The organism is Robertmurraya beringensis (genome assembly GCF_042433785.1).
Lineage (GTDB): Bacteria > Bacillota > Bacilli > Bacillales > Cytobacillaceae > Robertmurraya_A > Robertmurraya_A beringensis.
Genome location: NZ_JBHLUU010000123.1, coordinates 39149 through 64258, shown reverse-complemented (window position 1 = coordinate 64258; position 25110 = coordinate 39149). Strand labels below are relative to the sequence as shown.

General features: G+C 40.3%; 27 protein-coding genes, 2 pseudogenes and 1 riboswitch. Of the genes and pseudogenes, 7 read left to right on the top strand and 22 right to left on the bottom strand.

What is annotated here, in order from left to right:
- Positions 1–13: 13 nt before the first annotated feature.
- Positions 14–742, bottom strand: a complete 729-nt coding sequence (locus tag ACFFHF_RS20730; RefSeq protein ID WP_340906153.1) for a threonine/serine exporter family protein — start codon at positions 740–742, stop codon at positions 14–16.
- 110 nt (positions 743–852) lie between these two features.
- Here ACFFHF_RS20730 and ACFFHF_RS20725 point away from each other — a divergent pair, with 110 nt between their 5' ends.
- Complete coding sequence (locus ACFFHF_RS20725; protein ID WP_377058946.1) at positions 853–1848, top strand: D-2-hydroxyacid dehydrogenase; 996 nt, start codon at positions 853–855, stop codon at positions 1846–1848.
- 173 nt (positions 1849–2021) lie between these two features.
- On the opposite strand, the gene ACFFHF_RS20720 is transcribed toward ACFFHF_RS20725, so the two are convergent.
- The 5 genes and pseudogenes from ACFFHF_RS20720 to ACFFHF_RS20700 all read right to left on the bottom strand — a co-directional run.
- The gene (locus ACFFHF_RS20720) at positions 2022–2744 is read right to left on the bottom strand and encodes an amino acid ABC transporter ATP-binding protein (protein WP_340902331.1); all 723 of its coding nucleotides are present in this window, start codon (positions 2742–2744) and stop codon (positions 2022–2024) included.
- Positions 2741–3397 (bottom strand): amino acid ABC transporter permease, encoded by a 657-nt coding sequence (locus tag ACFFHF_RS20715; RefSeq protein WP_377058973.1) that lies wholly within the window; start codon positions 3395–3397, stop codon positions 2741–2743. The genes ACFFHF_RS20720 and ACFFHF_RS20715 overlap by 4 nt, the downstream gene beginning before the upstream one ends.
- Before the next feature lie 80 nt (positions 3398–3477).
- Entirely contained in the window at positions 3478–4293 is an 816-nt protein-coding gene (locus tag ACFFHF_RS20710) for a basic amino acid ABC transporter substrate-binding protein (protein WP_377058945.1), read from the bottom strand.
- A gap of 346 nt (positions 4294–4639) precedes the next feature.
- Positions 4640–4873 (bottom strand): helix-turn-helix domain-containing protein, encoded by a 234-nt coding sequence (locus tag ACFFHF_RS20705; RefSeq protein ID WP_160547253.1) that lies wholly within the window; start codon positions 4871–4873, stop codon positions 4640–4642.
- Between the two features lie 58 nt (positions 4874–4931).
- Positions 4932–5171: pseudogene (locus ACFFHF_RS20700) on the bottom strand (PLP-dependent transferase); the annotation flags it as partial.
- Positions 5172–5173: 2 nt separating this feature from the next.
- On the opposite strand from ACFFHF_RS20700, the pseudogene ACFFHF_RS20695 reads away from it, so the two are divergent.
- Positions 5174–5383 (top strand): annotated as a pseudogene (locus tag ACFFHF_RS20695) (cysteine ABC transporter permease); the annotation flags it as partial.
- An 18-nt stretch (positions 5384–5401) separates the two neighbouring features.
- Positions 5402–6145: an amino acid ABC transporter ATP-binding protein gene (locus tag ACFFHF_RS20690; RefSeq protein WP_160547256.1), complete on the top strand. Its 744-nt coding sequence runs from the start codon at positions 5402–5404 to the stop codon at positions 6143–6145.
- Between the two features lie 139 nt (positions 6146–6284).
- Here ACFFHF_RS20690 and ACFFHF_RS20685 read toward each other — a convergent pair whose 3' ends face one another.
- From ACFFHF_RS20685 to mscL, 4 genes are all read right to left on the bottom strand, one after another.
- Positions 6285–7709: an amino acid permease gene (locus tag ACFFHF_RS20685; RefSeq protein ID WP_377058944.1), complete on the bottom strand. Its 1425-nt coding sequence runs from the start codon at positions 7707–7709 to the stop codon at positions 6285–6287.
- A gap of 115 nt (positions 7710–7824) precedes the next feature.
- A riboswitch (Lysine riboswitch) is annotated at positions 7825–8004 on the bottom strand.
- 81 nt (positions 8005–8085) lie between these two features.
- Positions 8086–8625 carry a signal peptidase I gene (lepB, locus tag ACFFHF_RS20680; RefSeq protein WP_340902328.1) on the bottom strand — a complete coding sequence of 180 codons (540 nt, stop codon included), beginning with the start codon at positions 8623–8625 and terminating at the stop codon, positions 8086–8088.
- Positions 8626–8797: 172 nt separating this feature from the next.
- Positions 8798–9229, bottom strand: coding sequence for a DUF4395 domain-containing protein (locus tag ACFFHF_RS20675; protein WP_377058943.1), 432 nt, complete (start codon positions 9227–9229; stop codon positions 8798–8800).
- Between the two features lie 346 nt (positions 9230–9575).
- The gene (gene mscL, locus ACFFHF_RS20670; protein ID WP_160547260.1) at positions 9576–9965 is read right to left on the bottom strand and encodes a large conductance mechanosensitive channel protein MscL; all 390 of its coding nucleotides are present in this window, start codon (positions 9963–9965) and stop codon (positions 9576–9578) included.
- A 250-nt stretch (positions 9966–10215) separates the two neighbouring features.
- Here mscL and desA point away from each other — a divergent pair, with 250 nt between their 5' ends.
- Positions 10216–11268 (top strand): Delta(5) desaturase DesA, encoded by a 1053-nt coding sequence (desA, locus tag ACFFHF_RS20665; RefSeq protein WP_377058942.1) that lies wholly within the window; start codon positions 10216–10218, stop codon positions 11266–11268.
- Between the two features lie 35 nt (positions 11269–11303).
- On the opposite strand, the gene ACFFHF_RS20660 is transcribed toward desA, so the two are convergent.
- Both ACFFHF_RS20660 and ACFFHF_RS20655 read right to left on the bottom strand, forming a co-directional pair.
- The gene (locus ACFFHF_RS20660) at positions 11304–11645 is read right to left on the bottom strand and encodes a cupin domain-containing protein (protein WP_377058941.1); all 342 of its coding nucleotides are present in this window, start codon (positions 11643–11645) and stop codon (positions 11304–11306) included.
- 88 nt (positions 11646–11733) lie between these two features.
- Entirely contained in the window at positions 11734–12849 is a 1116-nt protein-coding gene (locus tag ACFFHF_RS20655; RefSeq protein ID WP_377058972.1) for an NAD(P)/FAD-dependent oxidoreductase, read from the bottom strand.
- Between the two features lie 196 nt (positions 12850–13045).
- Between ACFFHF_RS20655 and ACFFHF_RS20650 the strand changes: the two genes are divergently transcribed.
- Positions 13046–14176, top strand: coding sequence for an MFS transporter (locus ACFFHF_RS20650; protein ID WP_377058940.1), 1131 nt, complete (start codon positions 13046–13048; stop codon positions 14174–14176).
- A gap of 93 nt (positions 14177–14269) precedes the next feature.
- On the opposite strand, the gene ACFFHF_RS20645 is transcribed toward ACFFHF_RS20650, so the two are convergent.
- From ACFFHF_RS20645 to ACFFHF_RS20610, 8 genes are all read right to left on the bottom strand, one after another.
- Complete coding sequence (locus tag ACFFHF_RS20645) at positions 14270–14566, bottom strand: 4a-hydroxytetrahydrobiopterin dehydratase (RefSeq protein WP_160547263.1); 297 nt, start codon at positions 14564–14566, stop codon at positions 14270–14272.
- A gap of 12 nt (positions 14567–14578) precedes the next feature.
- Positions 14579–15175, bottom strand: a complete 597-nt coding sequence (locus ACFFHF_RS20640; RefSeq protein ID WP_377058939.1) for a class I SAM-dependent methyltransferase — start codon at positions 15173–15175, stop codon at positions 14579–14581.
- Positions 15172–16494, bottom strand: a complete 1323-nt coding sequence (locus ACFFHF_RS20635) for a glycosyl hydrolase family 28-related protein (RefSeq protein WP_377058938.1) — start codon at positions 16492–16494, stop codon at positions 15172–15174. The genes ACFFHF_RS20640 and ACFFHF_RS20635 overlap by 4 nt, the downstream gene beginning before the upstream one ends.
- Positions 16495–16671: 177 nt before the next feature.
- The gene (htpG, locus tag ACFFHF_RS20630) at positions 16672–18549 is read right to left on the bottom strand and encodes a molecular chaperone HtpG (protein WP_160547265.1); all 1878 of its coding nucleotides are present in this window, start codon (positions 18547–18549) and stop codon (positions 16672–16674) included.
- Between the two features lie 229 nt (positions 18550–18778).
- Positions 18779–19465 carry a hypothetical protein gene (locus ACFFHF_RS20625; RefSeq protein WP_377058937.1) on the bottom strand — a complete coding sequence of 229 codons (687 nt, stop codon included), beginning with the start codon at positions 19463–19465 and terminating at the stop codon, positions 18779–18781.
- Positions 19462–20208 (bottom strand): hypothetical protein, encoded by a 747-nt coding sequence (locus ACFFHF_RS20620; protein WP_160547267.1) that lies wholly within the window; start codon positions 20206–20208, stop codon positions 19462–19464. The genes ACFFHF_RS20625 and ACFFHF_RS20620 overlap by 4 nt, the downstream gene beginning before the upstream one ends.
- Complete coding sequence (locus ACFFHF_RS20615) at positions 20189–21085, bottom strand: ABC transporter ATP-binding protein (RefSeq protein ID WP_160547268.1); 897 nt, start codon at positions 21083–21085, stop codon at positions 20189–20191. The genes ACFFHF_RS20620 and ACFFHF_RS20615 overlap by 20 nt, the downstream gene beginning before the upstream one ends.
- Positions 21085–21468: a GntR family transcriptional regulator gene (locus tag ACFFHF_RS20610; protein WP_377058936.1), complete on the bottom strand. Its 384-nt coding sequence runs from the start codon at positions 21466–21468 to the stop codon at positions 21085–21087. Before ACFFHF_RS20610 ends, ACFFHF_RS20615 begins: the two co-directional genes overlap by 1 nt.
- A 200-nt stretch (positions 21469–21668) precedes the next feature.
- On the opposite strand from ACFFHF_RS20610, the gene ACFFHF_RS20605 reads away from it, so the two are divergent.
- Positions 21669–22157: a hypothetical protein gene (locus ACFFHF_RS20605; protein ID WP_160547269.1), complete on the top strand. Its 489-nt coding sequence runs from the start codon at positions 21669–21671 to the stop codon at positions 22155–22157.
- Positions 22158–22198: 41 nt separating this feature from the next.
- Here ACFFHF_RS20605 and ACFFHF_RS20600 read toward each other — a convergent pair whose 3' ends face one another.
- Both ACFFHF_RS20600 and ACFFHF_RS20595 read right to left on the bottom strand, forming a co-directional pair.
- Positions 22199–22426, bottom strand: a complete 228-nt coding sequence (locus tag ACFFHF_RS20600) for a DUF2922 domain-containing protein (RefSeq protein ID WP_377058935.1) — start codon at positions 22424–22426, stop codon at positions 22199–22201.
- Positions 22427–22454: 28 nt separating this feature from the next.
- Positions 22455–22676 (bottom strand): DUF1659 domain-containing protein, encoded by a 222-nt coding sequence (locus ACFFHF_RS20595; protein ID WP_377058934.1) that lies wholly within the window; start codon positions 22674–22676, stop codon positions 22455–22457.
- A gap of 333 nt (positions 22677–23009) precedes the next feature.
- On the opposite strand from ACFFHF_RS20595, the gene ACFFHF_RS20590 reads away from it, so the two are divergent.
- Positions 23010–25082, top strand: a complete 2073-nt coding sequence (locus tag ACFFHF_RS20590) for a peptidoglycan D,D-transpeptidase FtsI family protein (protein WP_377058933.1) — start codon at positions 23010–23012, stop codon at positions 25080–25082.
- Positions 25083–25110 lie beyond the last annotated feature (28 nt).

The following is a 25110-nucleotide window of genomic DNA, read 5'->3' as shown; positions in this document are numbered from 1 at the left end:
CTTATCGCCCCTTTTAAAGAAATGATAATACAACAGCAATGCCTGACCCGATCGCAAAAGCGGTTAGTAACGCTTCTGCCCCTTTAGATATACCTGAAACCAAATGTCCCGCCATTAAGTCTCTAACGGCATTGGTTAAAAGTAAACCCGGAACGAGCGGCATGACAGATCCGATGATAATTTTATCTAACTCTACACCTATACCCATATGAACAAATAAAAAGGAAAGAATACCAATAATAATCGAACCAATAAACTCAGAAAAAAACTTAATCGGGACCATTCTGTGAAAGTACATCACACTCGTAAACCCAAGCCCACCTGTTAGACAGGCTGGCAGAAAATCGTTCCAGCTACCATTAAACATAATTAAAAAGCAACCACTCGCCATTGCTGCTGCAAGGATTTGAATAGTAGTTGAATACGTTAATTGGGATTCCTCTACCTCTGTTAACGCACGAAAAGCATCCTCTATATCAAGCTCTCCACTCGTTATCCGACGAGAAACCCCGTTTACCAAAGCCACTTTATGAAGATCCGTTGTTCTTTCTGTAATGCGCACAAGCTTTGTTTTGGTAGGCTCTGTGCTTTCAATTGAAAAAATAATGCCTGTTGGTGTGACAAAACAATGGGCCTCTCTAACTCCAAAGGCTCGAGCGATTCTCTCCATTGTGTCTTCTACTCGGTATGTTTCAGCCCCGCTTTGGAGCATGATTCTCCCTGCTAATAAACATACTTCCATAATGTCGTACACGACTTGCTTTTTCTCCACTTTTATCACCTTACTGCTGACTTTTTGAATGTAAAGACTACTTTATCATATTTCTCAGATTAGCGGGTCACTACTTTTATATGTTATATTTAGAATATCGAAATTTTCAAAAAAGTAGGTGCCACTCTTTGAGAAAACTTGTCGTTACTCATAATCTGGAACAAGTATATGTTAACGAAATACAAGCTGTTTTACCAGACTGGGAAATTGTTGTGGGAAAAGAAATCTATAAAGAACATATTCCTACCGCTGAAATCATTTTAGGATGGAAAAAGGATATTAAAGACCTTTTAGGAGACTCCTCTACTCTGAAATGGGTGCAAACTTGGAGTGCCGGTGTGAATAATTTACCTCTTCCCACTCTTCATGAGCGCGGAGTACTAGTGACAAGCGCGAATGGTGTCCATGCCTTTCCCATTTCTGAAACCATTTTCGGATTGATGCTTGCCCTTACTCGGAATATTCATACCTATGTTCGAAATCAATCTTCAAAACATTGGCATCATGCTGGCTTAAAGCTTGAGATCCACGGAAAAACGATTGGTATTATCGGTGTCGGAGCCATTGGAAAGGAAACAGCTAAGATCGCTAAGGCGTTTGGAATGAAAGTACTCGGGGTAAGGAACTCCCATTTGTCTGAGGAACATGTGGATGAAATGTACACGACAGCAGAACTTGAGACAGTCCTTCCACAATGTGATTATGTCGTTTCTACCCTCCCTTTAACGAAGGACACAAAAGGATTATTCTCTAAGAAACAATTTCAGCTCATGAAGCCTGACTCCTTTTTCATTAATATTGGTCGTGGCGAAATTGTGGTGGAGGAGGATCTGATTCAGGCACTTCAAACCGGGGAAATCGCAGGGGCCGGATTAGATGTATTTGAGGTCGAACCTCTCCCTGAGAACAGTCCTTTATGGGAAATGGAAAATGTGATCGTTACTCCTCATACTTCTGGTTCAACTGAATATTATGACCGTCGAGTGGTGGAAGATATCTTTTTGCCAAACTTACGACAGTATATAAATGGTGAGAAGCCACCGATTAATGTTGTAGATTTTGTAAAGGGATATTAAAAAACACAGGTCCCTTAGAACCTGTGTTTCCGACTCGATGGGACTTTAACTCATAAACGACGCTACCCGTATCAAGGATACGAGAGGTTGCTCTGTTCTTTGAGCTACGAGTCTTAACTTATTGTGCCTCAATAAAAACAAATTATGCAAAAAGGATGTCCTGTGACATCCTTTTACAGTACTTTACTCAAAAATGATTTTGTTCGTTCCTGCTGCGGATTGGTAAACAGCTCTTCAGGTACATTTTCTTCCACAATATAGCCGCCGTCCATGAAGATGACTCGATCGCCCACTTCTCTAGCAAACCCCATTTCATGTGTCACCACTACCATGGTCATGCCTTCTTTTGCTAGCTGTTTCATTACCTCTAGAACCTCACCGACCATCTCTGGATCTAGTGCAGAGGTTGGTTCATCAAAAAGCATGATTTTTGGTTCCATTGCAAGTGCTCTTGCAATCGCCACACGCTGTTTTTGACCACCTGATAATGAATCAGGATAGGCATCAGCTTTATCTTCTAGACCGACTTTTCGTAAAAGGTCTAAACCCTTTTGACGAGCCACTTCTTCATCGACCTTCTTCACCTTCACTGGTGCCATCACAATATTTTCAATCACTGTTTTATGTGGAAATAGGTTAAATTGCTGAAATACCATTCCTACATTCTGTCTTACTTTATTAATATTCACGCTTTTATCGGTAAGGTCGACACCTTCAATATATACATGACCGTCGGTTACGGATTCTAACAAATTCAAGCAGCGAAGAAACGTCGACTTTCCTGAACCAGATGGTCCAATCACCACAACCACTTCTTGCGGTTGTATTTCAGCATTAATGTATTTTAGTACTTCGTTCGTACCAAATGATTTTTTTAGATTACTTACTTTAATCATTCTGTTGATAACCTCCTCTCAAGACGGTTTAACAAGAAGCTCAAAGATAATGTGATAACGAGGTAAATCACTGCAACCGTAATATACGGTTCCCAAACTTTGAAGTATTGTCCTTGCATAGCCCGTCCCCAGTACATAATCTCTGGAGCCGCAATGACCGCTGCTAAAGAGGATTCCTTAATAAGTACGATAAATTCATTTCCTAATGGAGGAATCATTCTCTTAAACGCTTGTGGCAGAATGACGTGTCTCATAGCTTGTACATGAGTCATACCAAGTGTTCTAGCTGCTTCCATCTGCCCTTTGTCAATCGATTGAATTCCAGCTCGGAAGATTTCTGCAATGTATGCTGCTGCATTCAGTGATAATGCAAGAATAGCCGCTGTCACTGGCTCCGTCTTCCCTGTAAACAATGGAACGAGACCAAAGTGAATGAGCAAAATCTGGACAAATAAAGGAGTTCCTCTAAAAAATGTAATATATAAGTCAAAAGGTAGTGACAACCACTTGTTTTTCACCATTTTTCCTAACCCAATGGCCAAACCAAGTGCTGTTCCAATAACAATTCCTGCGAGCGATAAACCAAGGGTAAGCAAGGTTCCCTTTAAAAACAATGGCGCATAGTCCATGATGAGATCAAAACGAAAGTCCATCATACTCCTCCTTTACTAGGATGAAAAAAATGGCGTAACACTATGTAAAAGAGTTACGCCCTAAATAATCAAGTAACCAATTATTGTTGTGCTTTTAAATCTTCAAGGTCCGGCTCAGAACCAAACCATTCTTTATAAATCTCTGCATATGTTCCGTTTTCATAGATCGCGTTAATGGCTTCATTAATTTCTGCTGTTAACTCGCTATCTTTCGGGAACATTAATCCATAATACTCAGCTGCGAATGCGTCCGCATCTTCAACGACAACAAACTTATCATCCGGGTTATTTTTCGCGTACTCTTCAACTACCGTGTTATCCGCAACAACCGCGTCTGCTCCGCCACCTTTAAGCTCCATAATTGCTAGAACCGTATTTTCAAATTTTTTGATATTAGGATTGTTTTGTCCTAGTACACTCTCAATTGCTTCTTGACCTGTTGTTCCGTTTTGAACAGCTACTTTCTTGTCCTTTAAGTCTGCAGCTGATTTAATATCACTGCCCTCTGGAACGAGAATTTTATTTGTTGATAGGAAGTATGCGTGAGAGAAATCATAGGATTCTTTACGCTCATCATTAATGGTAATGGCTGATACAGCAAAGTCAGCAATTTTATCTTCTAACTCTACGAAAACAGGTTCCCAACCTACATGTACGATCTCAACCTCATAGCCAGCTTCTTTCGCAACTGCATTCACGAAGTCCACATCAAATCCAACAATTTTATCGCCATCCATGTATTCAAATGGTGCATAAGCTGCGTCCGTTACGACTCTCAATGTTTTCTTTTCTTCGCTTGCTCCTTCATCAGATCCATTGTTCTGATCGTTTGTTCCACAAGCGGCCAAAAGCATACTAAACACTAACAAAAACGATAATAAAGATAGTTTTTTCACTACATTTCCCCCTTAATAATGGTCTTATTTTTTATTAAAACTTTCTCTAGCAAATACCTCACAACTCTAAATTTTCAGTATATTTTGACATGAAAACATTATAACTTTTATCGTTTTTTTATGCAACAACAAAAACTTTGTTAGGATAATTTATTATCACTCTACCATAGCAAAGGATAAGTACTGGTATCCCTATCCTTTTAAGTATTTGAAAATACCTTTGGTTAGTTGTTTTACTATTATTTTTACTGTCAATCTTTCTTACCTATTCATTGACAACTGCATAAAAATCATAAAAAACATACAAATGATGGGAGAATGTTTTTTCATTCTCCCATTTTACTACTTAATCCTCATCCTTGATGTCTCTGTCTTCTGGAATGGGCTCGTTTTCTAACTCTTTGATGAGGTTTTTATATTTTTCAAGCTGCTCAAAATGAGTTTTGAATTGATCCTTGTAAATCATGGGCGCACCATCATGATCATGCAACACCCGGATTTTTCCCTGTAAAATTAAATTTTCTACATACTGAACGGAAACCGATAAATACTCAGCCGTTTCTTTAACTGTTAGGTACATCCATACGTCACTCCTACTATCTATATGAAGCTATTATAACGAATTTCCCCTTTTTAACCTATAACGTTAAAGATAATTGTGATTCTAGATGGGCGAAGGCTTGTTCAAGATCAGCTATTAGATCTTCGGTATCCTCGATTCCGACTGATATCCGAACGAGCCCTTCCGGTATCCCAAGTTCCTTTCGTTCTTCAAGAGTACACTCTACATGACTCGTGGTTCTTGCTGGTCCATAGATCGTCTCTACAGCGCCAAGGTTACCAGCTCTATTTGCATACTGTAACTTTGGAAGAAGAATACTCTTTTATCAGCCTGGTAAAAGACACCTCCCTCGCTGCAACGATCACTGTGACAGAGATGTTTCAAAAAGGGCAACAGGTGGCTGCAGCTACGTACGAACCTCTTTGGCTGTATATTGAAGTAGCATTTATTTATTTAATGTTTAGTACGGTGCTGTCCTATGCTCAATCCATGCTTGAACGTCGCTTTGACCGTAGCGTAGCAAAGTAGGAAGGGAGAGTATTGGCTATGATTAAACTAGAAAATTTATATAAAAGCTTTGGAGATATTGACGTTTTAAAAGGAATTAACTTAGAGGTTGAAAAGGGAAAAACGGCTGTTGTTATTGGCCCATCTGGTTCAGGGAAAACGACTCTTTTACGCTGTCTTAATTTATTGGAGATTCCAAATCAAGGGGCAATTACGATTGGGGAAAAAGAACTTCAGTTTCAATCAGGAACGAAGCTAAAACCGACTCAAATGACCCTCTTCCGTCAACAAACGGGCATGGTGTTTCAATCGTACAACCTTTTTCCACACTTAACAGTTGTTGAGAATATAATGGAAGGCCAAGTCGTGGTGTTAAAACGATCAAAGACGGATGCCAAAAAGCGTTCTCTCGATTTACTTGCCAAGGTTGGACTGAGTGACCGTGCGGAGATGTACCCTCACCAACTGTCAGGCGGCCAACAGCAACGCGTGGGGATTGCCAGAGCAATGGCGATGGATCCGAAAGTCTTATTATTCGACGAACCCACCTCGGCCTTAGATCCGGAGCTGGTTGGTGAAGTATTAAAAGTCATGAAGGATCTTGCAGAAGAAGGCATGACGATGGTCGTTGTTACCCATGAAATGGAGTTCGCAAGAGACGTAGCAGACCAAGTCATCTTCATGGATCAAGGAGTCATTGCTGAAAAAGGAACACCCGAAGAAATCTTCACCCTCTCCACCAATCCTAGAACGCAGCAATTCCTAAACAAAGTCGCACGCTGAACTAGCGCACTAAATAACAAAAGGGGTAAAGTGTCCTTCTGGGAAGGACACTTTACCCCTTTTTGTCCACGCACGGTGACAGACACCCTCCGTGGACACTTTGGCCTCATTTGTCTTTTTGTGGTGTCTGTCACCGCCGTTAGGCTGCTTTTTTGGTTTCTGTTTTTTGTTTGTGGGCTCTTGCTACTGGGCCGTAGAAGAAGATTCCACTTGCAAGGAGAGCCACACCGAACATGAAGGTTTTGATGTCGGCTGTTCCCGCGTAGATCACCCATACTGAATATAAGGTCGCTAGTAAAGCAATGACACCGTCAACCATTTTTGATCTTACTTGGCCTTCATACGTTTCACCTGTCATCACTAGCTTTAACTGAAATACAGCTGCAATGAAGTATGGAACCAGGTAAGATAAGGTTGCAATGTAAATAACAAAATCAAACGCCGCAGAGATGGAATTTGAGATCGTTGAGAAAATAAATAACTGTCCTAATGAGTTTGTGATAATCATTGATAACACCGGAATATTCTTCTCGTTTTCCTTTAAGAAGGAAGGTAAAAACAGACCTTGCTTGGCTGCTTGGTATGGAACTTCTGCACTTAGCATCACCCAACCGATGGTAGAACCAAATAAGCTGATTAATCCAATACCTGCTAACACTTTTCCAGAAACAGGTCCAAGCACAGAAACAATCGCATCAATTAATGGCTTGTCTGAAGCGATTAACGCCTCTTGGCTTAATAAGCCCATCACTAATGTACTTACACCAATATAAATCGCTAACGCAATGAATAACCCTAGAATCGTAGCACGCTTGACGTCGATTTGCTTTTTCGCACGTCCCGCAAAAACAACCGCGGATTCCACACCGATAAATGCCCATAAGGTAGCCACTGCTGCGTTACTAATCTGACCCATCAGCCCGACCGTTGCCCCACTCTCATCGAAACGCGGCTCAACCATAGGAAGCATATGGGAAGCCTCAAAAGCAAACAACGCAACAATAATGAAAATGAAGAAACCTGCTACTTTTGACGCCGTTGCCATAAAGTTTAATTTCCCTGCATTTTCTAATCCACGTAAAATAATAAAGTGTGTTCCCCATAATAAAATCGAACAAACCGCAAAAGTTAATGCATTTCCAACCTTTAAAGTAAAAGAACCAACGGTAAATAACTCCGCTTGACTCGTTAAAATAGGAAAGAACGTTGATAAATAACTAGCAAATGTAGTAATGATGGCAATATTTCCTGCTAAGTTACCAATCCAATAACCCCAAGTCGCCATAAACCCAGAAAGAACAGAGCCTCTAGAATTTGGCTTAAAAAGCTCTTTCGCATAAATTTGTGGTCCACCATTTAAGTTCGGCTTTCTCATTCCTAAATTCCCGAACACAAGCGCTGTAACTAACACCCCTGCTCCTGTAAATAACCAAGCAAGAATAACACCCGCCGGACTTGCCGCTTCTGACAGTGAACGTGGCAACATAAAGATACCCGAACCTACCATATTTCCAACGACTAATGCCGTTAGTATCCATAAGCCTAACTTCGTTTGTTTTCCCATGATATTATTCCTTTCTATTTATTATTCCCCAACTCTCAAAATAGAGGTCCCTATAGACATAAAAAAAAACACACCAAAACGTGAGTACAGTGTGTTTTACAATAACCGCATCAGGCCACTGGATAGTTCAACATAGCTTACGAGCTATGACAGTCCTACACCTATTCGATGTAGTCCCAGCTACTATAGTTAGAGAATTATAGTGCTTCGGCGAAAATTCCTTTCAACTGAATTCATGGAGCTTCTCTTGCTCTCATCCAATCTACTCTTACTTTTCGCAACCTCTACCTCACCTTTTATCTGATGAGGAAAATATTTAATTAAAATGCTTTACCAGAATAATTCATGAACGCTTTTATGTCAATGGAATTAATTACTACTGTACCGTTCGAACATCAGAAAATGGATAAAATACAAACTCACTGACGCCAACAATCTTTTCCTTCTTAATAAAACCAAGGCCGTTTCTTGAGTCCATACTGCGAAGTCGATTGTCACCTAATACAAAATAATGCCCTTCCGGTACAAGAATAGGTCCATAATCTCCTGTTAACACACTACCTTGGTCATGCGCCTGCTCTCGATTACTTTCTAAATACTCTTCGCTGTGAACATCACCATTGATCAGTAACTGATCATCCCTAATTTCGATCAAATCTCCAGGCAAGCCTATAATTCTTTTAACGTAATTTTCGCCTTCTCCTTTAATAATCACAATGTCCTCACGATCAATTTTGTCTGTATTGACTTTGCTCACAAATATTTTCTCTTGATCGTGAAGCGTGGGTTCCATCGAGGCACCATCCACAATATAAGGAGCAAAGACAAATGTACGAACGACGACTACGATAGCAAAAGCAATAAACACCGATTTACCCCAGCTAATTATTTCTTGCTTCTTCTTAGTTTCTCCCATCCTATTCTGCTCCCTTTTTATGTAATAAACTTGTTTACATTTTATCATAATCCCTTAGCACCCACGGTGACCAAAGCTCACTCACAGCCCATAAATCGTTAGACAAGATTCTCCAAAAGTTCCTAGAAAAAGTAAAAAAAAGTCAGCATTAGCGCTGACTCCTACCTACAAGTTATGATTGACTCTTCATTTTTCGGTACTGATACATTTTCCACTGATAATGAATAAAGCAACCGATACAAAAACCTAGTAGGGCAACGGTCGCAGCAATCGCGACTAGAATGGTAAAGATATACCCTATCACCGGCAGATTGAAGGCAAACCCCATAAACCCTGCCCCTAAGCATAAAATAGCAATTTTTTGATTAAACTGCTGTTGCTCCCAATCTTCTTGCAGATACTTTGATGGTGCTTTTTTTAAAAACCGCTTCGTTACCTCCATAATCGGATTTATTCGAAAAATAACGCCAAATATACCGGAGAGTAGAGGAATCAATAAAAGCCATTCCATATTAGTAACCCAAGTAAGGATAACGGTAAGTACAATAACCGACTGATTGACTTGCACAAGTGGCTTTGGGATCGTACGAACATCAGCTGACATCTATATCACACCTTTATTATAGGATTAGTTGGTAATTTATTTTAACTAATATCCAAGTATTTGTATACAAATTAGCATGACTCTAATCGAACGAAAAAATGATAATTGGCATAAGTCTTTTCAGTAAAATAAGCGGAGGTTTTCCGGTTAGATACAGAATGGAGCCCATTTCGGAGTAAATAAGATGAGGTTTTCCGATTATACAAAGAAAAAACCCTCATTTTCAAATTTTTAAAGTCAATAAGCGGAATTTCCCCGTCTATTTATCAGCTCAGGTGCTTAACCCTAGATGCGGGAATCAGCAACTCTAATAAAGAAACTCGCCAATTTGGCGAGTTTTCCTTTTTTACACACCCTTTTGTTGCTGTTGTTCCTTTAAAATATCACGAATTTCCGAAAGCAATTTTTCCTCCGTTGTTGGTGCCTTTTCTTCCGTTTTTACTTCTTGCTTCTTTTTAAACTTCTGTAATAATTTCACAAATAGGAAAATAGAAAAAGCAATGATAAAGAAATCAACGACATTTTGTATGAATTGACCATACTTGATGGTTGCATCAGCATATGTATATTGTAGGTTCGTAAAATCAAATCCCCCTAATAAGAGCCCAACAATCGGCATAAGGATATTGTCTACAAGTGAGCTAACGATTTTTCCAAACGCCGCACCTATAACCACCCCGACAGCCAGATCAATCACATTTCCTTTTAAAGCAAACTTCTTAAAATCCTGCCACATTTTATTTCCTCCTATCCAAATGTATACAGATTAGTATATCTTGAAACAGGGAACGTATGTAAACATATGCTCATGAAACAGATGTCTGCATTTTTCGAATTGTCGAAGGATTTTCCGGTAATTCCCTTTAAATTTTTTCTTGCAACATGACATTTGTCATGTTCCACTCTATACATTTATGCCTTTTCATGACCTGCTCATAAACACTACAATAACAGTAGTTAAATTTAAAACCTTGTAGGAGGCTTTTATGAGCAAGCAAAAAACAGCTGAATTAAGAAAAAGCGTTGTCCCTTTTGAAAAGTCAGATATAAGTAAAAGTATAAAACAAATGATTAACACATTTATCCCATTCTTCGGTTTATGGTATTTAGCGTACGCAAGTCTATCCATTTCTTATTGGTTGACATTGCCTCTTGCTATCGTTGCTTCTGGATTTGTGATTCGAATCTTTATCATTTTCCATGATTGCTGTCACCAATCGTTCTTTAGAAATCGTAAAGCAAATGCGATCGTTGGTAACATCAGTGGGATTATAACGATGTTCCCTTACGAACAGTGGAAGAGAAGCCACAATATTCACCACGCAACAAGCGGAAATTTAGATAAGCGTGGCATTGGTGATATTTGGGTAATGACAGTTGAAGAGTATTTAGCTGCTACACCAGCTCAACGCCTTCAATACAGAATGTACCGCAATCCGTTTGTCATGTTCGTTCTAGGACCGATATTCTTGTTCCTTGTGACCAACCGTATCAATGTAAAGGATGCTAAACGCAAAGAACGTCTCAACACCTATTTCAACAATATCGCAATCGTTGTGTTGTATGCATTTATGATTTGGTTAGTTGGCTGGAAAGCTTTCCTTCTTGTCCACGCTCCTATTTTATTTGTTGCTGGCGCATTAGGAATTTGGTTATTTTACGTACAACATCAATATGAAGACAGCTATTTTGAACACGAAGAAGAGTGGAACTATGTGAAGGCAGCTGTTGAAGGAAGCTCTTATTACAAGCTTCCGAAGATTTTGCAATGGGTAACTGGAAACATCGGCTTTCACCATGTGCATCATCTAGCACCTAAGGTTCCAAACTATAATCTAGAACAAGCACATGTATCTACACCACCACTGCAAAAAGCAACAACCGTTACTCTAGGTACAAGCCTTGAGTCCATTCACTTCAAGCTTTTTGATGATGAAAATAAGCGATTTGTAAAATTTAAAGACATTCAACATCTTCTTGAAGAAGGAAAAGCTAGCCTGCAATTAGGCGGAAATCGTCCTACCGCTGAGGAGAAATAATGAGGAAGGCTCACCAGGTCTGGTGAGCCTTTTTGTTAGATTTCTTTTACATATCTTTCATCTGGAATCTTGTTTAGCATCACATACAGGCTCGTATTTCCCTTACCATTAACGAAAGACATTTCCTCTTCCCCAGTAAAATGAATCACATCATGCTTTGCTACAGCCAAGCTTTCTCCATCCACATGGAAGGTTCCTTCTCCCTCCACCACCTGAATAAATACATTTGTCCCAGGATGTTTATGAGCGGGCAGTGCCTGATTTTTCGAAAAGTTTAAGACAAATACCGTACTCTCTCCTTCTTTAAAAATGACTCGTTTCGTAAATTTTCCTTCATTATATGTGATAAAGGTAGATAAGCTTTGTTTTTGCATCATGATCAGTCCCTTCCCTTTTTATAACTCAATCATATCCTGATTCGTTTTGTTTAGATGTGATTTGAATCAATGTTTTCGAGAAATAAACTTATCTGAGCGCACCCTCTACCAGATAACGACTCACATCTAGTACAGTTTCCTCACCAAGAGCGAGCTTTGCGAGCTCGCTACCCAAAAACGGGCCGCTCGTCAGGCCAGAGGCTCCGAGTCCATTCGCGACGAAAACACCCTTAAGTCCGGGAACAGGGCCAATCACTGGTAGAAAGTCGAGGGTAAATGGACGAAAGCCCACTCGTGTTTCAAGTACCGTCGCTTCCTCTAAACCCGGAAATACCTCTAATGCTTTCCCGATAATTTCATTTAACCCACCAGCAGTGACTCTCGTATCAAATTCTTTATGGTCTTCATGTGTCGAGCCAACGACCACCCGACCATCTTCAAACGTGACTAAATATTGATTATTCGGAGGCATAACAACGGGCCACTTAGACGTATCCACACCTGGTAATTCTAGATGGACAATCTGCGCTTTTTGCCCCGAAACTTGAAATTTCACCCCAACGGGCTCCAGCACCTCTCGTGTCCAAGCTCCTGTCGTGACAAGCACTTGATCCGCCTCAAACTCCTTACCATCAACCACCACTCCACTCACACGGCTATCTTCACATACGAGTGAAGCATTCCCACTTACGTATTCCGTACCGAGCTGAACGGCAGCTTTTACCAATGCATCACGCATGAGCCTTCCGTCTACCCTCGCTCCACCGGAAACATAAACCGCTCCATATCCTTCTGCTACGAGAGGAAACACCTCTTTTGTTTCTTCATACGTTAAGATGTTCACCTCGCCGATTTCTGGTGCATCCTCTCTCCGTTTGATGGTCCTATCTGCCATTTGCCTCAGTTTTTCCTCATTTGTATGAAGGCTTAGGGCTCCAACTTTTCGGTATCCCGTATGATTTACTCCATAGGAGGACAATTTATCAACTAATTCAGGATAATAACGTGCACCATGCTTTACTAACTCATACCATGCCTTATTTCGTCTTTGCGAAATCCATGGGCAAATAATTCCCGCTGCCGCATTTGTGGCTTGTCCCACCTCGGTACGGTCAACCAAGACAACACTCTCTCCCTTTGACGCTAAGTGAAAGGCTGCAGAGGCACCTAATATTCCTGATCCTATTACAATCACTCTTCCCATCATGAACACCTATTTCCTATCGTAATAACATTAATATTACTAAACGTTCTTTTTCATCTCAAATTCAAAAAAATAGTAAATCAAAAAGCCATTGTCTATAATAGATTAATCACCATTTTTATATAAATTCGTACATATATTTTGTTTAACACAATGATTAGAGAAACGGGATTTTCCCGAATGGGAGTGGATGGTTATGAGCACACCTCTTGCGGAAAAAGCTCCACCTTCAGAAAAAGAGAAAGAGAAAATATGGACACGTGACTTTATTCTCATTTGCTTATCAAACTTTTTTGTTTTCCTTGGCTTTCAAATGACTTTGCCCACCATTCCTTTATTTGTGGAGAACCTCGGTGGAAATGACCAGCTGATTGGAGTGGTTGTGGGAATCTTTACTTTTTCCGCCCTATTAATTCGACCTTACGCTGGGCATGCGCTAGAAAGCAGAGGACGCCGATTTATTTATCTGGTTGGATTAGGGATTTTCGTCCTATCCACTGGTGCTTTCGGTATGGCTGGAGGACTTGTTTTCTTATTTATTTTAAGAATTATTCAAGGAGTCGGGTGGGGACTGTCCACAACTGCTTCAGGTACGATTGCGACCGATTTGATTCCATCCAAACGTCGTGGAGAAGGAATGGGATATTACGGTCTTTCTGGCAACTTAGCGCTTGCCATGGGGCCGACACTCGGACTTGCGCTAGTAGGTTACCTTAGCTTTACTGAACTTTTCTTGATTTGCGGCGTACTCGGTGCCGTCGCTATTGCCTTATCTTCTCGGATTAGATTTAAACCCGTTGTACCCGTAACTACTTCTGAACCTAAAAAGCTCGACTTTTACGAAAAAACGGCTTTGCCCCCTTCGATTCTGCTTCTTTTTATCACGGTTACATTTGGTGGAATCGCTTCCTTCCTTCCTTTATATACAGTAAAAAAAGGAATTGAAGGAATTGAATGGTACTTTCTCCTTTATGCTATTGCTCTTCTGATCTCAAGAACGTTTGCTGGAAAGCTCTATGATCAAAAAGGGCATCGCTTTGTATTCCCCGCTGGTTCGATCATGATTATGGCTGCCATGATTCTGCTTGCCTGGATTCCAAATAGCACGATCCTTTATTTAGCAGCCATTATTTATGGGTTCGGCTTTGGTACGGTGCAACCGGCTCTTCAAGCGTGGAGTGTTCAAAATTCTCCTATTAGCAGGCGCGGAATGGCTAATGCTACCTTTTTCTCCTTCTTCGATTTAGGCGTGGGAATTGGTGCGATCGTGTTTGGACAAATTGCTTTCTGGTTAGACTACCATAGCATCTACATAGCATCTACATAGCATCAGCCATTTCTGTGTTCATTGCGATACTGCTATATTACACTGTATATGGAAAAGAAAAGGCGAGAGCGCATTAAGCACTCCCGCCTTTTCTTATTCCACAAATTGATCGTAAATCTCATCGAAGATTTTTGCCATTTCCATATCCAGTGAAGTGAGACCACCAGCATTCCAAGAGCTAAGTTTTATCGTTACCACTTTATAATCAATAGAGATAAACGGATGATGATTACGATGTTCCGAATAATTTGCTAACTCATTTACAAAAGACACACCTGTTAAATAGTTTTGAAATCGATATCTTTTGCTCATCCATTTACCCTCGTCCCATTTCCAGCCAGGCAAATTTTTCAGATATGTAATAATGTCTTGGTCTAGCAATTTCTCCATAGCGATTCCCCCTTAAAAAGCTAAGCCATAAATAGAAAATCTCTCCAACCGATTTCCTTCTGAACAAATGACCTCGGATATTAGCTGAAACATGCCCATACTTTCTAAAAAGTCGATATACTCTTCACTTGCATAGTACAAGATCAGCTTGATATCTCGATCATTCTCCTCCACCGACTGAAGGATACGATGAATTATATTCCGGAAAATATGAATAGAGAACGGGTTAAAAAAGTAAAAAATATTCTCCTGCGTTTGGATCGGGTATTCCTCTGCAAAACCGTTAAAAAAGTGAATGGAATGATCTGAGCCATACTTTTTCCGATAATTTTCTCTATTTTTCAAGGCAAGCTGATAATACCCCTCATTCATCTCTACACCCGTTACGGTTGCTCCCGTATAGTGATAAAGGAAGAAATTTAACCTTCCTTTTCCACAGCCAAAGTCAACGATACGGTCCGTTGGTTTGAATTCATGTTCATGGATGAGTTGTTGAAGATGCAAATAGGGTGTGGCTTCATACCGGTGAAATTGCAATGACTTGTAAAAATGGAGTTGTTCACCCGTTGTGACGATATGTAAGCTCTTGTCGAAATCCTGTTCTTTCATGTTAGCTCCTCTGATGTATAAAATTTACCTTTTATCCCACCTGCATGATAAAAACCTTCTATATAGATTTTATGAAGGACCACCTGTTTTGCACGATACTGGATGGCTATGACAGGGTGTCCCTCAAAATCATACGAAGGGTCCCCAAGAATAGTGAATTGGTTCACCACGACATTCCGGTATGCGGAGACCACCATCGCTCTTGGTGTTGACACTTCATATAAGGAAGTAAAGATAGGAGCAATAGCAACCAGATTCATCGCTTTTATGTTATAAGCTGTTTTAGACTGTGGGTCATTTCCTTTATGATGACCGATATGGCGGAAGTTGAAGGCGCGATTATCATGAACCGACAAATGCCCAATGATGGTGACATAGGAAGCAGCGGAAGCATTGTGATGAGCCTTGACTTCCACTCCCCCGAAGCATCTAGTTGTGGTATTGTTCACAAGCCACACGTATCTTGAGCCATCATCGATTTCAATGCCATTTGAGTTGCAAGAGCCCGTTTCATGAGCTCTTCCACTTGGATCACACATATGCGATTTAGATATAAAAATATAATCACTATGATGTGTGGTAATTCCGTCATCTCCAAATCCGTATCCGTTACATTCATCGAGCCAGATATACTGACTTCTTCCTGGACCCATGAATCCATCTTTTATGTAATAGTAAAGCGTAGAAGAAACGTCAAAGGCATGTAACCCAGCATCAATGGCTTCTACCTTTTTCACCCACCCATACTTCACATGAGCAAATGTGAAGCAACTCGATCGATTGTTTCCACTTGCCGTTCTTTCCTCGCTCGGTAGTCGTTTCACATTCCAATCAAGTGTCATACCCTCCACATAAATATGGTGATTTCCACTGATATGATGTTTATTGGTAAGAAGAATCGCGGATTTTAGAGCCTCATGATGGAGTTTAAGTATTGTTTTTCCCTTTCCTGCCCCAACAAGGATCGTGTTAGAGGGAAGTTTAATTCCTTTTGTGACAAATACTCCTTCAGGAATGATGATTTTACAGTTGCCTCGCCCGATTGCTTTTCGAAAAGCATTTGTATTATCGGTGGCTCCATCCCCAACTGCCCCAAAGTCAACCACATTTCTTTCGTACTTTATTTCACTTTGAAGTTTGTGGAATTCGACGTCTAAATCTGGTAGCCATGAGGGGATCGCCTCCCCCTTTTCATTTACGAGGGTGCTCATGTCATTTATGGAAGGACTAGGATGCACGGCAATTTTTCGAAAAAGAGTGTCCGTCTCTTTAATCAGTTGATCCAAAGGGGTTGAGTATTTTGACCAACGCCGAATCAACTCTGGGTTTTGCTCTGGATTATGATGTTTTGTTAGGTGAAGCAGAACCTGTCACCTCCAGGTGAAGATAGTGTATATCTTCATAGTAGTACACCCCTTGATACAATAACAAGGATCGGTGGTATTTTTTTTGAGGGTAAAAAGAAAAGAGCACCCAAATTGAGTGCCCTCACATACTTACACCATAATTTTGCAAATATCGTTTGTAAATTCTACTGGATCTTCAATTGGTAACCCTTCAATGAGCAATGCCTGATTGTAAAGAAGCCCTGTAAACAAGGATAGCTTGTCCTTGTCATTAGCAAACGCATCCTTTAAGGAAGCAAATATTTCGTGATTTACGTTAATCTCTAACACTTTGTCTGCTTTGACATTTTGGTTATTTGGCATCGCTTGGAGAACTTTCTCCATCTCGATGGACACGTCACCTTCCGTTGTTAAGCAAACGGGATGTGATTTTAAACGCTTAGATACACGTACGGCCTTTACCTTTTCTCCAAGCGCTGACTTCATGTATTCAAACAGTTCTTGGTTCTCCGTTTGTTCTGCTGACTCTTTTTCATCTGCTTGCTCTTCAATTCCTAAATCACCACTAGAGACGGACTTGAATTCTTTTTCCTTATAATTCATTAGCATACGAATCGCAAACTCATCAATATCATCTGTGAAATAAAGGATTTCATAGCCTTTATCCGCCACAAGCTCGGTTTGAGGAAGCTTTTCAATGCGCTCTACTGACTCACCTGATGCATAGTAAATATACTTTTGATCCTCAGGCATTCTTGACACATACTCATCTAATGTAACAAGCTTCTTTTCTTTTGATGAATAGAACATGATGAGATCCTGAAGCGTCTCTTTATTGCTTCCAAAATCGCTATAAACACCAAACTTTAATTGGCGGCCAAAGGATTGGAAGAAGGCTTCGTACTTTTCGCGGTCTTCTTTTAACAAGCTTTGTAGCTGACCTTTGATTTTGTTTTTAATATTTTTCGCAATGAGTTTTAATTGACGATCATGTTGCAACATTTCTCTAGAGATATTGAGAGATAAATCTTCGGAATCCACCATCCCTTTCACAAAGCTGAAATAGTCCGGTAATAGATCCGCGCATTTATTCATGATGAGAACACCGTTTGAATAAAGCTCCAACCCTTTTTCATATTCCTGCGTGTAGTAATCAAATGGAATTTTTTCTGGGATATATAACACCGCTTGATAACGAACCGCACCATCCACGCTGATATGAATATGCTTTAAAGGCTTATCAAAGCCGTAATGTTTTTCCGCGTAAAAGTTTTCGTAGTCCTCTGTTGTTAATTCGTTTTTGTTCTTTCTCCAGATTGGCACCATGCTATTAATGGTTTGCTCTTCTGTAACCTCTTCGTATTCCGACTCACTGCCTTCTTTTAAACGACTGCTCGTAGTATCCATTTTAATAGGGTAACGAATGAAGTCGGAGTATTTTTTAACAATGGATTTGAGACGATATTCTTCTAAGAACTCATCGTAGTTATCGTCTTCTGTATTTGGCTTAATGGTAAGGATGATTTCCGTTCCCACTTCACTTTTTTCATACGGCTCGATCGTATAACCATCGGCACCTTCTGATTCCCACTTATAAGCCGTGTCGCTTCCTAGTGATTTGGTGATAACCGTAACCACGTCTGCCACCATGAATGCAGAATAAAATCCAACACCAAACTGCCCAATAATGTCGTGACCATCCTTTAGCTCATTTTCAGACTTAAAGGCAAGTGAGCCACTTTTAGCGATGACCCCTAGATTGTTTTCCAGCTCTTCCTTGGTCATACCAATACCTGTGTCGGTAATCGTTAACTTCCTGCTCTCTTTGTTAGCAGCAATCTTTATAAAATAGTTGTCTTTATCAAAAGTGATGTTATCGTCGGTTAAGGCACGATAATAAATTTTATCAATCGCATCACTTGCGTTTGATAACAATTCACGTAGAAAAATTTCTCTGTGTGTGTAAATGGAGTGAATCATCATGTCTAACAATCTCTTTGACTCTGCCTGGAATTGCTTCTTTTCCATTCTAAAATCCCCTCTCATCAATCAATATACGTAATTCCTTTAGCACTCTACCACTCCGAGTGCTAATCACTATTTAAATATCACAAAAAAGCCCCACCTGTCAACAGATTCGAAAGACCTCCCGGTGACAGACACCGCCCGTGGACAAAATGCCCCTTTTTGTCCACGAAGGGTGTCTGTCACCGTTCGTGGACACTTGGACCGTATTTGTACGCCTGGGGTGGACAGATTAGTTGACGTAGAGGGCATCGCCTTCTATTTTCAACCCTTCAGGTGCTTTTATATACAGTACATCCATTCCAATGTTGCCGTAAGATTCGCCTAAGAACCATTCAACCTTCTCTGAGGAGAATTGTTGAAATGGAAATCCACTTGATATCTCGGCTAAATTTACTGCTACATGAGAGGGATTCTTGATTTCAAGTTTATTCCCTTGTATCTCCATTTGGATGGCACCTTTTTTATCAGTAAGATCCATTCCGTTCACAATGGTTTTTCCCGAGTAATGAGTAACCTGAATTTCTTTTCCCATATCCGGGCTTTTCTCTATAAACACTTGAACATAATAATCATTAATGGTTGTAATCCCCAACTCGTCACCTGTTATTGGAAAGTTCCACTTCTCCACAACATCTAATCCATTCTCTTCTTCAAAGGACCCTCGGAACGCCTCGTTCATCACCTTATCCTGAAGCTCCATACTCTTTTCCACTTCCTCTTCTGACATCATTTCAATAGAAGGACTATTTAAAGGCAGAAGCAAAGAAGCACCAGCTAATAGAATCAGCAAACCTACGTAACCAAGAAGTAGAAATCTTGTGGTTTTCATTCCGATCCATGCCTTTTTCTTCGATTTGGACAGCTGAGAAACGACTGCAGCTATGACCAAGATTAGTAGAATAATGGCTACCATCATACCCCCACCTCCAAACGATTTCCTAACATATATGCGAGTAGAAAAAAGAAAAAGGTAGTGATGACACTTTTAACAGCGAAAAGCAAAAACGAAGCCTCAAGAACATAGAAACTCCCTATATCGACGATTAATGTAGCTTCTCCTCCTAAGTACGCTTGGATGGTAATGACAACAATAAGAAGCACCGGAAGTAAAAATGCGACTATCTTATTCATCTGAGCAAGCATTCCAATAAAATAACCAACGCTCGCAAACAATAAAATATAGAGAAAAAATCCTCCTAAACCCTTACATGCCTCTACCAAAGACAACTGATCTACCGCAATCGATGGTGTTCTCAAAAACTGTGAAACCACTAATCTTAATGCATACGTGGTTAGAAGCCCCGTGAAAGCAGCAATCACACTCGCTGTCGCTAGAAACAGTACATTCGCAAAATTGCTCACCTGTCGAGTCGCAATAAAATTGAAGTCATCATATCTATGCTGCTTGGTGGTCAGCGAGATTCCGTTTGAAAAAGCCCAAATCAATGTAAAAATAGCCACCAAACTACCACTATAGGTTTTTACATCGTAACTAAAGGTACCGGCACTCCCTCCCATAGAGCCCGTTCCGCTAATCGAAAATAACACCCCAAGCACTTGGATAAACATAAGAGAGGTAAAAACGCCCATATACGCTTGCAGTTTGTAGCGATACTGTTTGAAAACAACGTCTCGGATGTTACTCTCTGTCAAATACATGATCAATCCCTCCCTTAGACTTGCTTGTAATATACATACATAAATCACTAACAGAAACAGGTGACAGCTCAAGTTCTAGTAACTTTGCTTGCTGCTCTACTTCTACCCCGCGTTTCACAACAGCATAGCTCTGATCAATCCCAACTGCTTGCTGGAAAATTGCGGTTTCATTTATCAACAACTCTTCCACTACGGAAGTTCTTCCGGTCACACCAACCGCGTATTCTTTCAAATCTTCCACACTTTCATGAAGATGAACGGCCCCTTCTTTTATCAGCAAAATCTCTTCGAATAGTTCCTCCATCTCATTTAACAGATGACTGGATATGACGATCATTCGTGGAAAGGCTAAATAATCTTTTAAAATGGCACGGTAAAAATCCTTACGAACAGCCGCATCCATCCCTGTCGTTGGTTCATCAAATAAGGTTAGTGGTGCTCTAGTGGACAGCCCCATAATCGTGTTGAATGTGCTTCGCATCCCTTTTGAGAGACTGGCGTGGTAGGAATGTAGGGAGATAGAAAAATAATCTAAAAGCCGGTGGGCTAAATCACGATTCCAATTCGGATAAAAGCTTTCGGCTGCCTTTAGAATGTCTTCTAATGTAAGAGCAGGATTAAAGGTGACTTCATCACTCATAAAAATGGTATTAGCAGACACTTTTAAGCTATTAAAGGGCTCTTCCGATAACACGTGGATCTCCCCAGATGTTTTTTCCAGAAAGCCGGCCATCAGTTTTAATAAAGTAGACTTACCCGCTCCGTTTCGACCAATCAAGCCTATAATCTTTTCCCCCTCTAAAGAAAAAGAGACACCTCTTAAAGCTTGATTCCTTCCATATGTTTTTGACAGGTTCTTGCATGTAACAATATTCATTACTCCTTCCCCTCCTTTTGTTCAATCACCTTTTGAATCATTCCCATTAGTTCTTCCTTACTAACGCCTAATTGAAAGGCTTCCCTAACGGTTTCTTCAATAAGCTCCTTTAGCTTGGTGTTGGTTCGTTTTGTGAGGATGATCTTTTTTGCACCTGCAGCCACAAACATGCCAAGCCCTCTCCTTTTGTACAAAATGTCTTCATCTGCTAATAAATTTAACCCTTTTGCCGCCGTAGCAGGATTGATGTTGAACATTTCCGCCAGCTGATATTGAGAATAAATCTTTTCGTCAGGCCGAATGGAGTCCCTTAATATCTCCCCTTCTAGATACTCAGCAATTTGTACATAGATGGGCTTCATACTATTTGAGTTTAAGATCACGTTCCTCACCTCCTATATCCATAAGGTATGCTAGTGCATTACTGATGTAATGTACTATATATTAGAAAATTGGAAAAATCAAGCATATATAGTTTGGTCACTAACTTTTTACGACTTTATTCATTTTTTATTTTTCCCGTCCATATAATGTAATGAATGAATTCGATCATCTAAAAAAATGACAGCTTGGAGGAGACCGCATGAACGAGTTTCTCGAAACAATGCAGCGAAAGCTTGGGGAATTAAATGATCAATCATGGACGGTAGAAAGCCTGCTCAATAAAATTGCAACGGGTACACCTATTCGAATGTCAGAAGAACTAGTCAACCGCCTGCTACATCTTCAGCCATTAGAAGGAACCTCCAATTTACAATGTTCGTTTGAAGGGGAACATCTGGTCTTAACAGGAAATACCAAGGTCATGCTCGTACCTGTTCCTTTCCGACTAGAATTGAAACCTATCATGGCAAAAGGAAGACGGATACAATTTGAGGTAGTCGACTTAAAGCCGAGTCTAAAGGAATCCATGAAAAAGAAGCTCTTAAAAGATGCGGACGGGGTAACATACGAAGATAACAAACTCACCATTAACTTTAATGACATTGAAGTCGTTCGAGACATACCGTTCGGAAAATTAGCTGGGGTAAGAATCAAGGAAAAAGTCCTTTGGTGCAAAATCGTTATGTAGCAAAAAGAGAGTCGGTCCATTTCAACCGACTCTCTCTTATACTAAGCTAATTCATAAGGTGTTACATTTCTCTCAATAACTCTAACTCCTTTAGGGGAAACCAGCTGTCCCTTCGCACTATAAAAGGCATTTGAAGCAACAATTTGATCCATCGCCACCTTCACGGCAGCTGTATCAACAGGTTCCTTTGGAGACTCCAAACTAATCGTCGACGTTTCACCTGTTTCGGTTATGAATTGTAATTCTAATGTTTTGGCCAATTTTTTCACCTCCTATTGTTTAATGACTGAGCCCTACTTACGCGTTTACCAACTCAAAATTGTCAGCTCGTTCAATGTTCACAACTGGTAGTGAACAAAGACTTGCTAATGCTTGACCTGCTTGAAAAAGTTGATCCGCTGTAGCCTCCTTACGCACATTACTAAATGTCTTCGTTTTAATGATAACTTCTCCTTTCGAGTTCAACCCATTCTCAAACAATACTTTAAGCTTCGTATCCATGATTATCGCCTGTGCCATCTCTATCACCTCCTCTCACCTTCTATATAGAAAGAAAAGAGGCATTTGGACAGGTTGTTTATAATTTTTTTTATTAATCCTCATGCTTGTTCCCGTTAGAGTTCATTTCTGTGGATAATGTGGATAACTTTGTTTATAAAATGTGGATAATGTGGATTATTTAAGTTGTATACAGTTTACTAACAGCATTTTCACAATAATAATCCACAATATGTGAATAACCTGTAAATAAATCAAAAAATTGAAACTTTATTGTTATTAAGAACGTCATAGATTATGATGAAAATAGAAATATATACCAGTAGAATCGTTTCCTTCTAAGGAGTGTAGTTCATGATGAAAAAAGCCAGCAAAAAGAGACATGTTCCCTTACGAGTAAATCTCCTATTTTTTATTGTTTTTGTCTTATTCGTTATCCTCATTGTGCGCTTAGGTACCGTGCAAATGGTCCAGGGCGTAGCCTATAAGGAAGAACTCGAAAGAACAAACGAAATCATTGTTAGCCAACCGGTTCCACGCGGAAAAATGTACGACCGAAACGGAAAAATAGTAGTGGATAACATTGCTCAAAACGCGATTACATACACCAACTGGGGAGCCAGTCAGGAGGAAATGTTAAAAACCGCAGAAAATCTCTCCGAACTCATCAAGATGGATACAAAGAAAGTGAGAGATCGGGACAAAAAAGATTATTGGATCATAAAAAATCCTTTATTGGTGAAAGAGAAAATATCCACATCCGAAGAAGAGGCCATGAGAGATTCAACAGACAGTGAAAAAGAATTTAACAAAAAGTATTATGACACGTTGCTAGAACGGATCACTCCCGAAGATCTCGCCTCTCTAAAAGAGAAGGATATGCAGGTGATTTCTATTTACCGTGAATTTGCAAGTGGCTACGAATATACCCCACATCTCGTAAAAAATGTTGGGGTAACTGATAAAGAATTCTCTATGGTTAGTGAGAATCTCAACTTTTTACCTGGTGTAGACACGGTGACGGACTGGGAACGAACGTATGCATTCGAAAATACCTTAAAAACAATTTTAGGAAAAACTACTACTAGTGAAGAAGGGATACCAGCAGAACAGCTAGATTACTATCTCTCACGCGGCTATAGTAGAAATGATCGTGTTGGAAAAAGCTATCTGGAATATCAATATGAAGATGTTCTGCGCGGAAATAAATCCAAAATAAAATACTTAAAAGACAAAGCAGGAAATAATGTAGGAACGGTCCCCGTTTCCGATGGAACGCGCGGCAAGGACCTCATCCTGACCATTGATATGGACTTACAGCTAGCCGTTGAAAAAATACTAGAAGAAGAGCTTCTCGCAACCAAACGGGGCTTTGGCGGAACAAAGTTTCTAGACCGTGCCTTTGTTGTTTTAATGGATCCAAATACCGGTGAGATTTTAACAATGGCTGGAAAGCTTTTAGCGAGAAGCGAAGAAACGGGTAACCTTGAAATCCAGGACTTCGCGCTTGGCAACATTACTACCTCCTATAATGTAGGTTCCTCCGTGAAGGGAGCAACCGTGCTTACAGGGTACCAAACGGGTGCTATTTCTCCAAATACTTCCCTATATGACGGACCAATTGCCATTAAAGGAACTCCCGTGAAAAAATCATGGAGAAATATGGGGACGATTAATGATCTGTATGCATTAGAGCAATCCTCTAACGTGTATATGTTCCGTACTGCCATAAAAATCGGAGGAGGACAGTATGTACCAAATGCTCCTTTAAGCTTAGCTCCGGACACATTTTCAAAAATAAGAGATTCCTTTGCGCAATTTGGCTTAGGTGCAAAAACAGGAATTGACTTACCAAATGAAATGACCGGATTTAAAGGACCTTCAACGAAGCCAGGTTTTGCGCTTGACTTAGTTATTGGACAATATGATACGTACACAACGATGCAGCTTGCTCAATATGCCGCAACGATTGCTAATGGAGGCTACCGCATTCAGCCGCATATTGTAAAGGAAATCCGTGAGCCTGGTACGTCTATTGATAAGCTTGGCCCGGTTTACCAAGAAATACAACCAAATATATTAAATCGGGTCAGCATGAAAGATGAGTGGGTTGAACGAGTTCAAACGGGTTTCCGAAGAGTCATGACCTCCGGAACAGGAGCAAAAGCCTTTGGTTCTGCCCCTTACAGCCCTGCAGGAAAAACTGGTACCGCACAATCCTTCTATGACGGACCAGACCGTGATCAGTACCCTAAAAACGCACCACCTGAAGTGATGAATGTGAGCTTAATCAGCTACGCGCCTTCAAGTAACCCCGAAGTAGCCATGGCCGTCATTGTTCCATGGGTGTACACTGGAGACACAGGTCCCTCCCCGAACTTAACCATCGGGCGTAGAGTACTAGATACATATTTTCAGATGAAATAGACCGAACTCCCGCATGGTGGCGGGAGTT

Coding starts and splice junctions, on each gene's coding strand:
- mscL (WP_160547260.1), bottom strand. CDS start 9,965: ATGTGGCAGGATTTTAAGAAGTTTGCTTTAAAAGGAAATGTGATTGAT.
- ACFFHF_RS20690 (WP_160547256.1), top strand. CDS start 5,402: ATGATTAAACTAGAAAATTTATATAAAAGCTTTGGAGATATTGACGTT.
- ACFFHF_RS20715 (WP_377058973.1), bottom strand. CDS start 3,397: ATGGACTTTCGTTTTGATCTCATCATGGACTATGCGCCATTGTTTTTA.
- ACFFHF_RS20645 (WP_160547263.1), bottom strand. CDS start 14,566: ATGGAGAAATTGCTAGACCAAGACATTATTACATATCTGAAAAATTTG.
- ACFFHF_RS20640 (WP_377058939.1), bottom strand. CDS start 15,175: ATGAAAGAACAGGATTTCGACAAGAGCTTACATATCGTCACAACGGGT.
- ACFFHF_RS20725 (WP_377058946.1), top strand. CDS start 853: ATGTTATATTTAGAATATCGAAATTTTCAAAAAAGTAGGTGCCACTCT.
- ACFFHF_RS20685 (WP_377058944.1), bottom strand. CDS start 7,709: ATGGGAAAACAAACGAAGTTAGGCTTATGGATACTAACGGCATTAGTC.
- ACFFHF_RS20675 (WP_377058943.1), bottom strand. CDS start 9,229: ATGTCAGCTGATGTTCGTACGATCCCAAAGCCACTTGTGCAAGTCAAT.
- htpG (WP_160547265.1), bottom strand. CDS start 18,549: ATGGAAAAGAAGCAATTCCAGGCAGAGTCAAAGAGATTGTTAGACATG.
- lepB (WP_340902328.1), bottom strand. CDS start 8,625: ATGGGAGAAACTAAGAAGAAGCAAGAAATAATTAGCTGGGGTAAATCG.
- ACFFHF_RS20620 (WP_160547267.1), bottom strand. CDS start 20,208: ATGTATTTGACAGAGAGTAACATCCGAGACGTTGTTTTCAAACAGTAT.
- ACFFHF_RS20625 (WP_377058937.1), bottom strand. CDS start 19,465: ATGATGGTAGCCATTATTCTACTAATCTTGGTCATAGCTGCAGTCGTT.
- ACFFHF_RS20660 (WP_377058941.1), bottom strand. CDS start 11,645: ATGATGCAAAAACAAAGCTTATCTACCTTTATCACATATAATGAAGGA.
- ACFFHF_RS20655 (WP_377058972.1), bottom strand. CDS start 12,849: ATGGGAAGAGTGATTGTAATAGGATCAGGAATATTAGGTGCCTCTGCA.
- ACFFHF_RS20590 (WP_377058933.1), top strand. CDS start 23,010: ATGATGAAAAAAGCCAGCAAAAAGAGACATGTTCCCTTACGAGTAAAT.
- ACFFHF_RS20705 (WP_160547253.1), bottom strand. CDS start 4,873: ATGTACCTAACAGTTAAAGAAACGGCTGAGTATTTATCGGTTTCCGTT.
- desA (WP_377058942.1), top strand. CDS start 10,216: ATGAGCAAGCAAAAAACAGCTGAATTAAGAAAAAGCGTTGTCCCTTTT.
- ACFFHF_RS20595 (WP_377058934.1), bottom strand. CDS start 22,676: ATGGCACAGGCGATAATCATGGATACGAAGCTTAAAGTATTGTTTGAG.
- ACFFHF_RS20650 (WP_377058940.1), top strand. CDS start 13,046: ATGAGCACACCTCTTGCGGAAAAAGCTCCACCTTCAGAAAAAGAGAAA.
- ACFFHF_RS20720 (WP_340902331.1), bottom strand. CDS start 2,744: ATGATTAAAGTAAGTAATCTAAAAAAATCATTTGGTACGAACGAAGTA.
- ACFFHF_RS20730 (WP_340906153.1), bottom strand. CDS start 742: ATGGAAGTATGTTTATTAGCAGGGAGAATCATGCTCCAAAGCGGGGCT.
- ACFFHF_RS20615 (WP_160547268.1), bottom strand. CDS start 21,085: ATGAATATTGTTACATGCAAGAACCTGTCAAAAACATATGGAAGGAAT.
- ACFFHF_RS20605 (WP_160547269.1), top strand. CDS start 21,669: ATGAACGAGTTTCTCGAAACAATGCAGCGAAAGCTTGGGGAATTAAAT.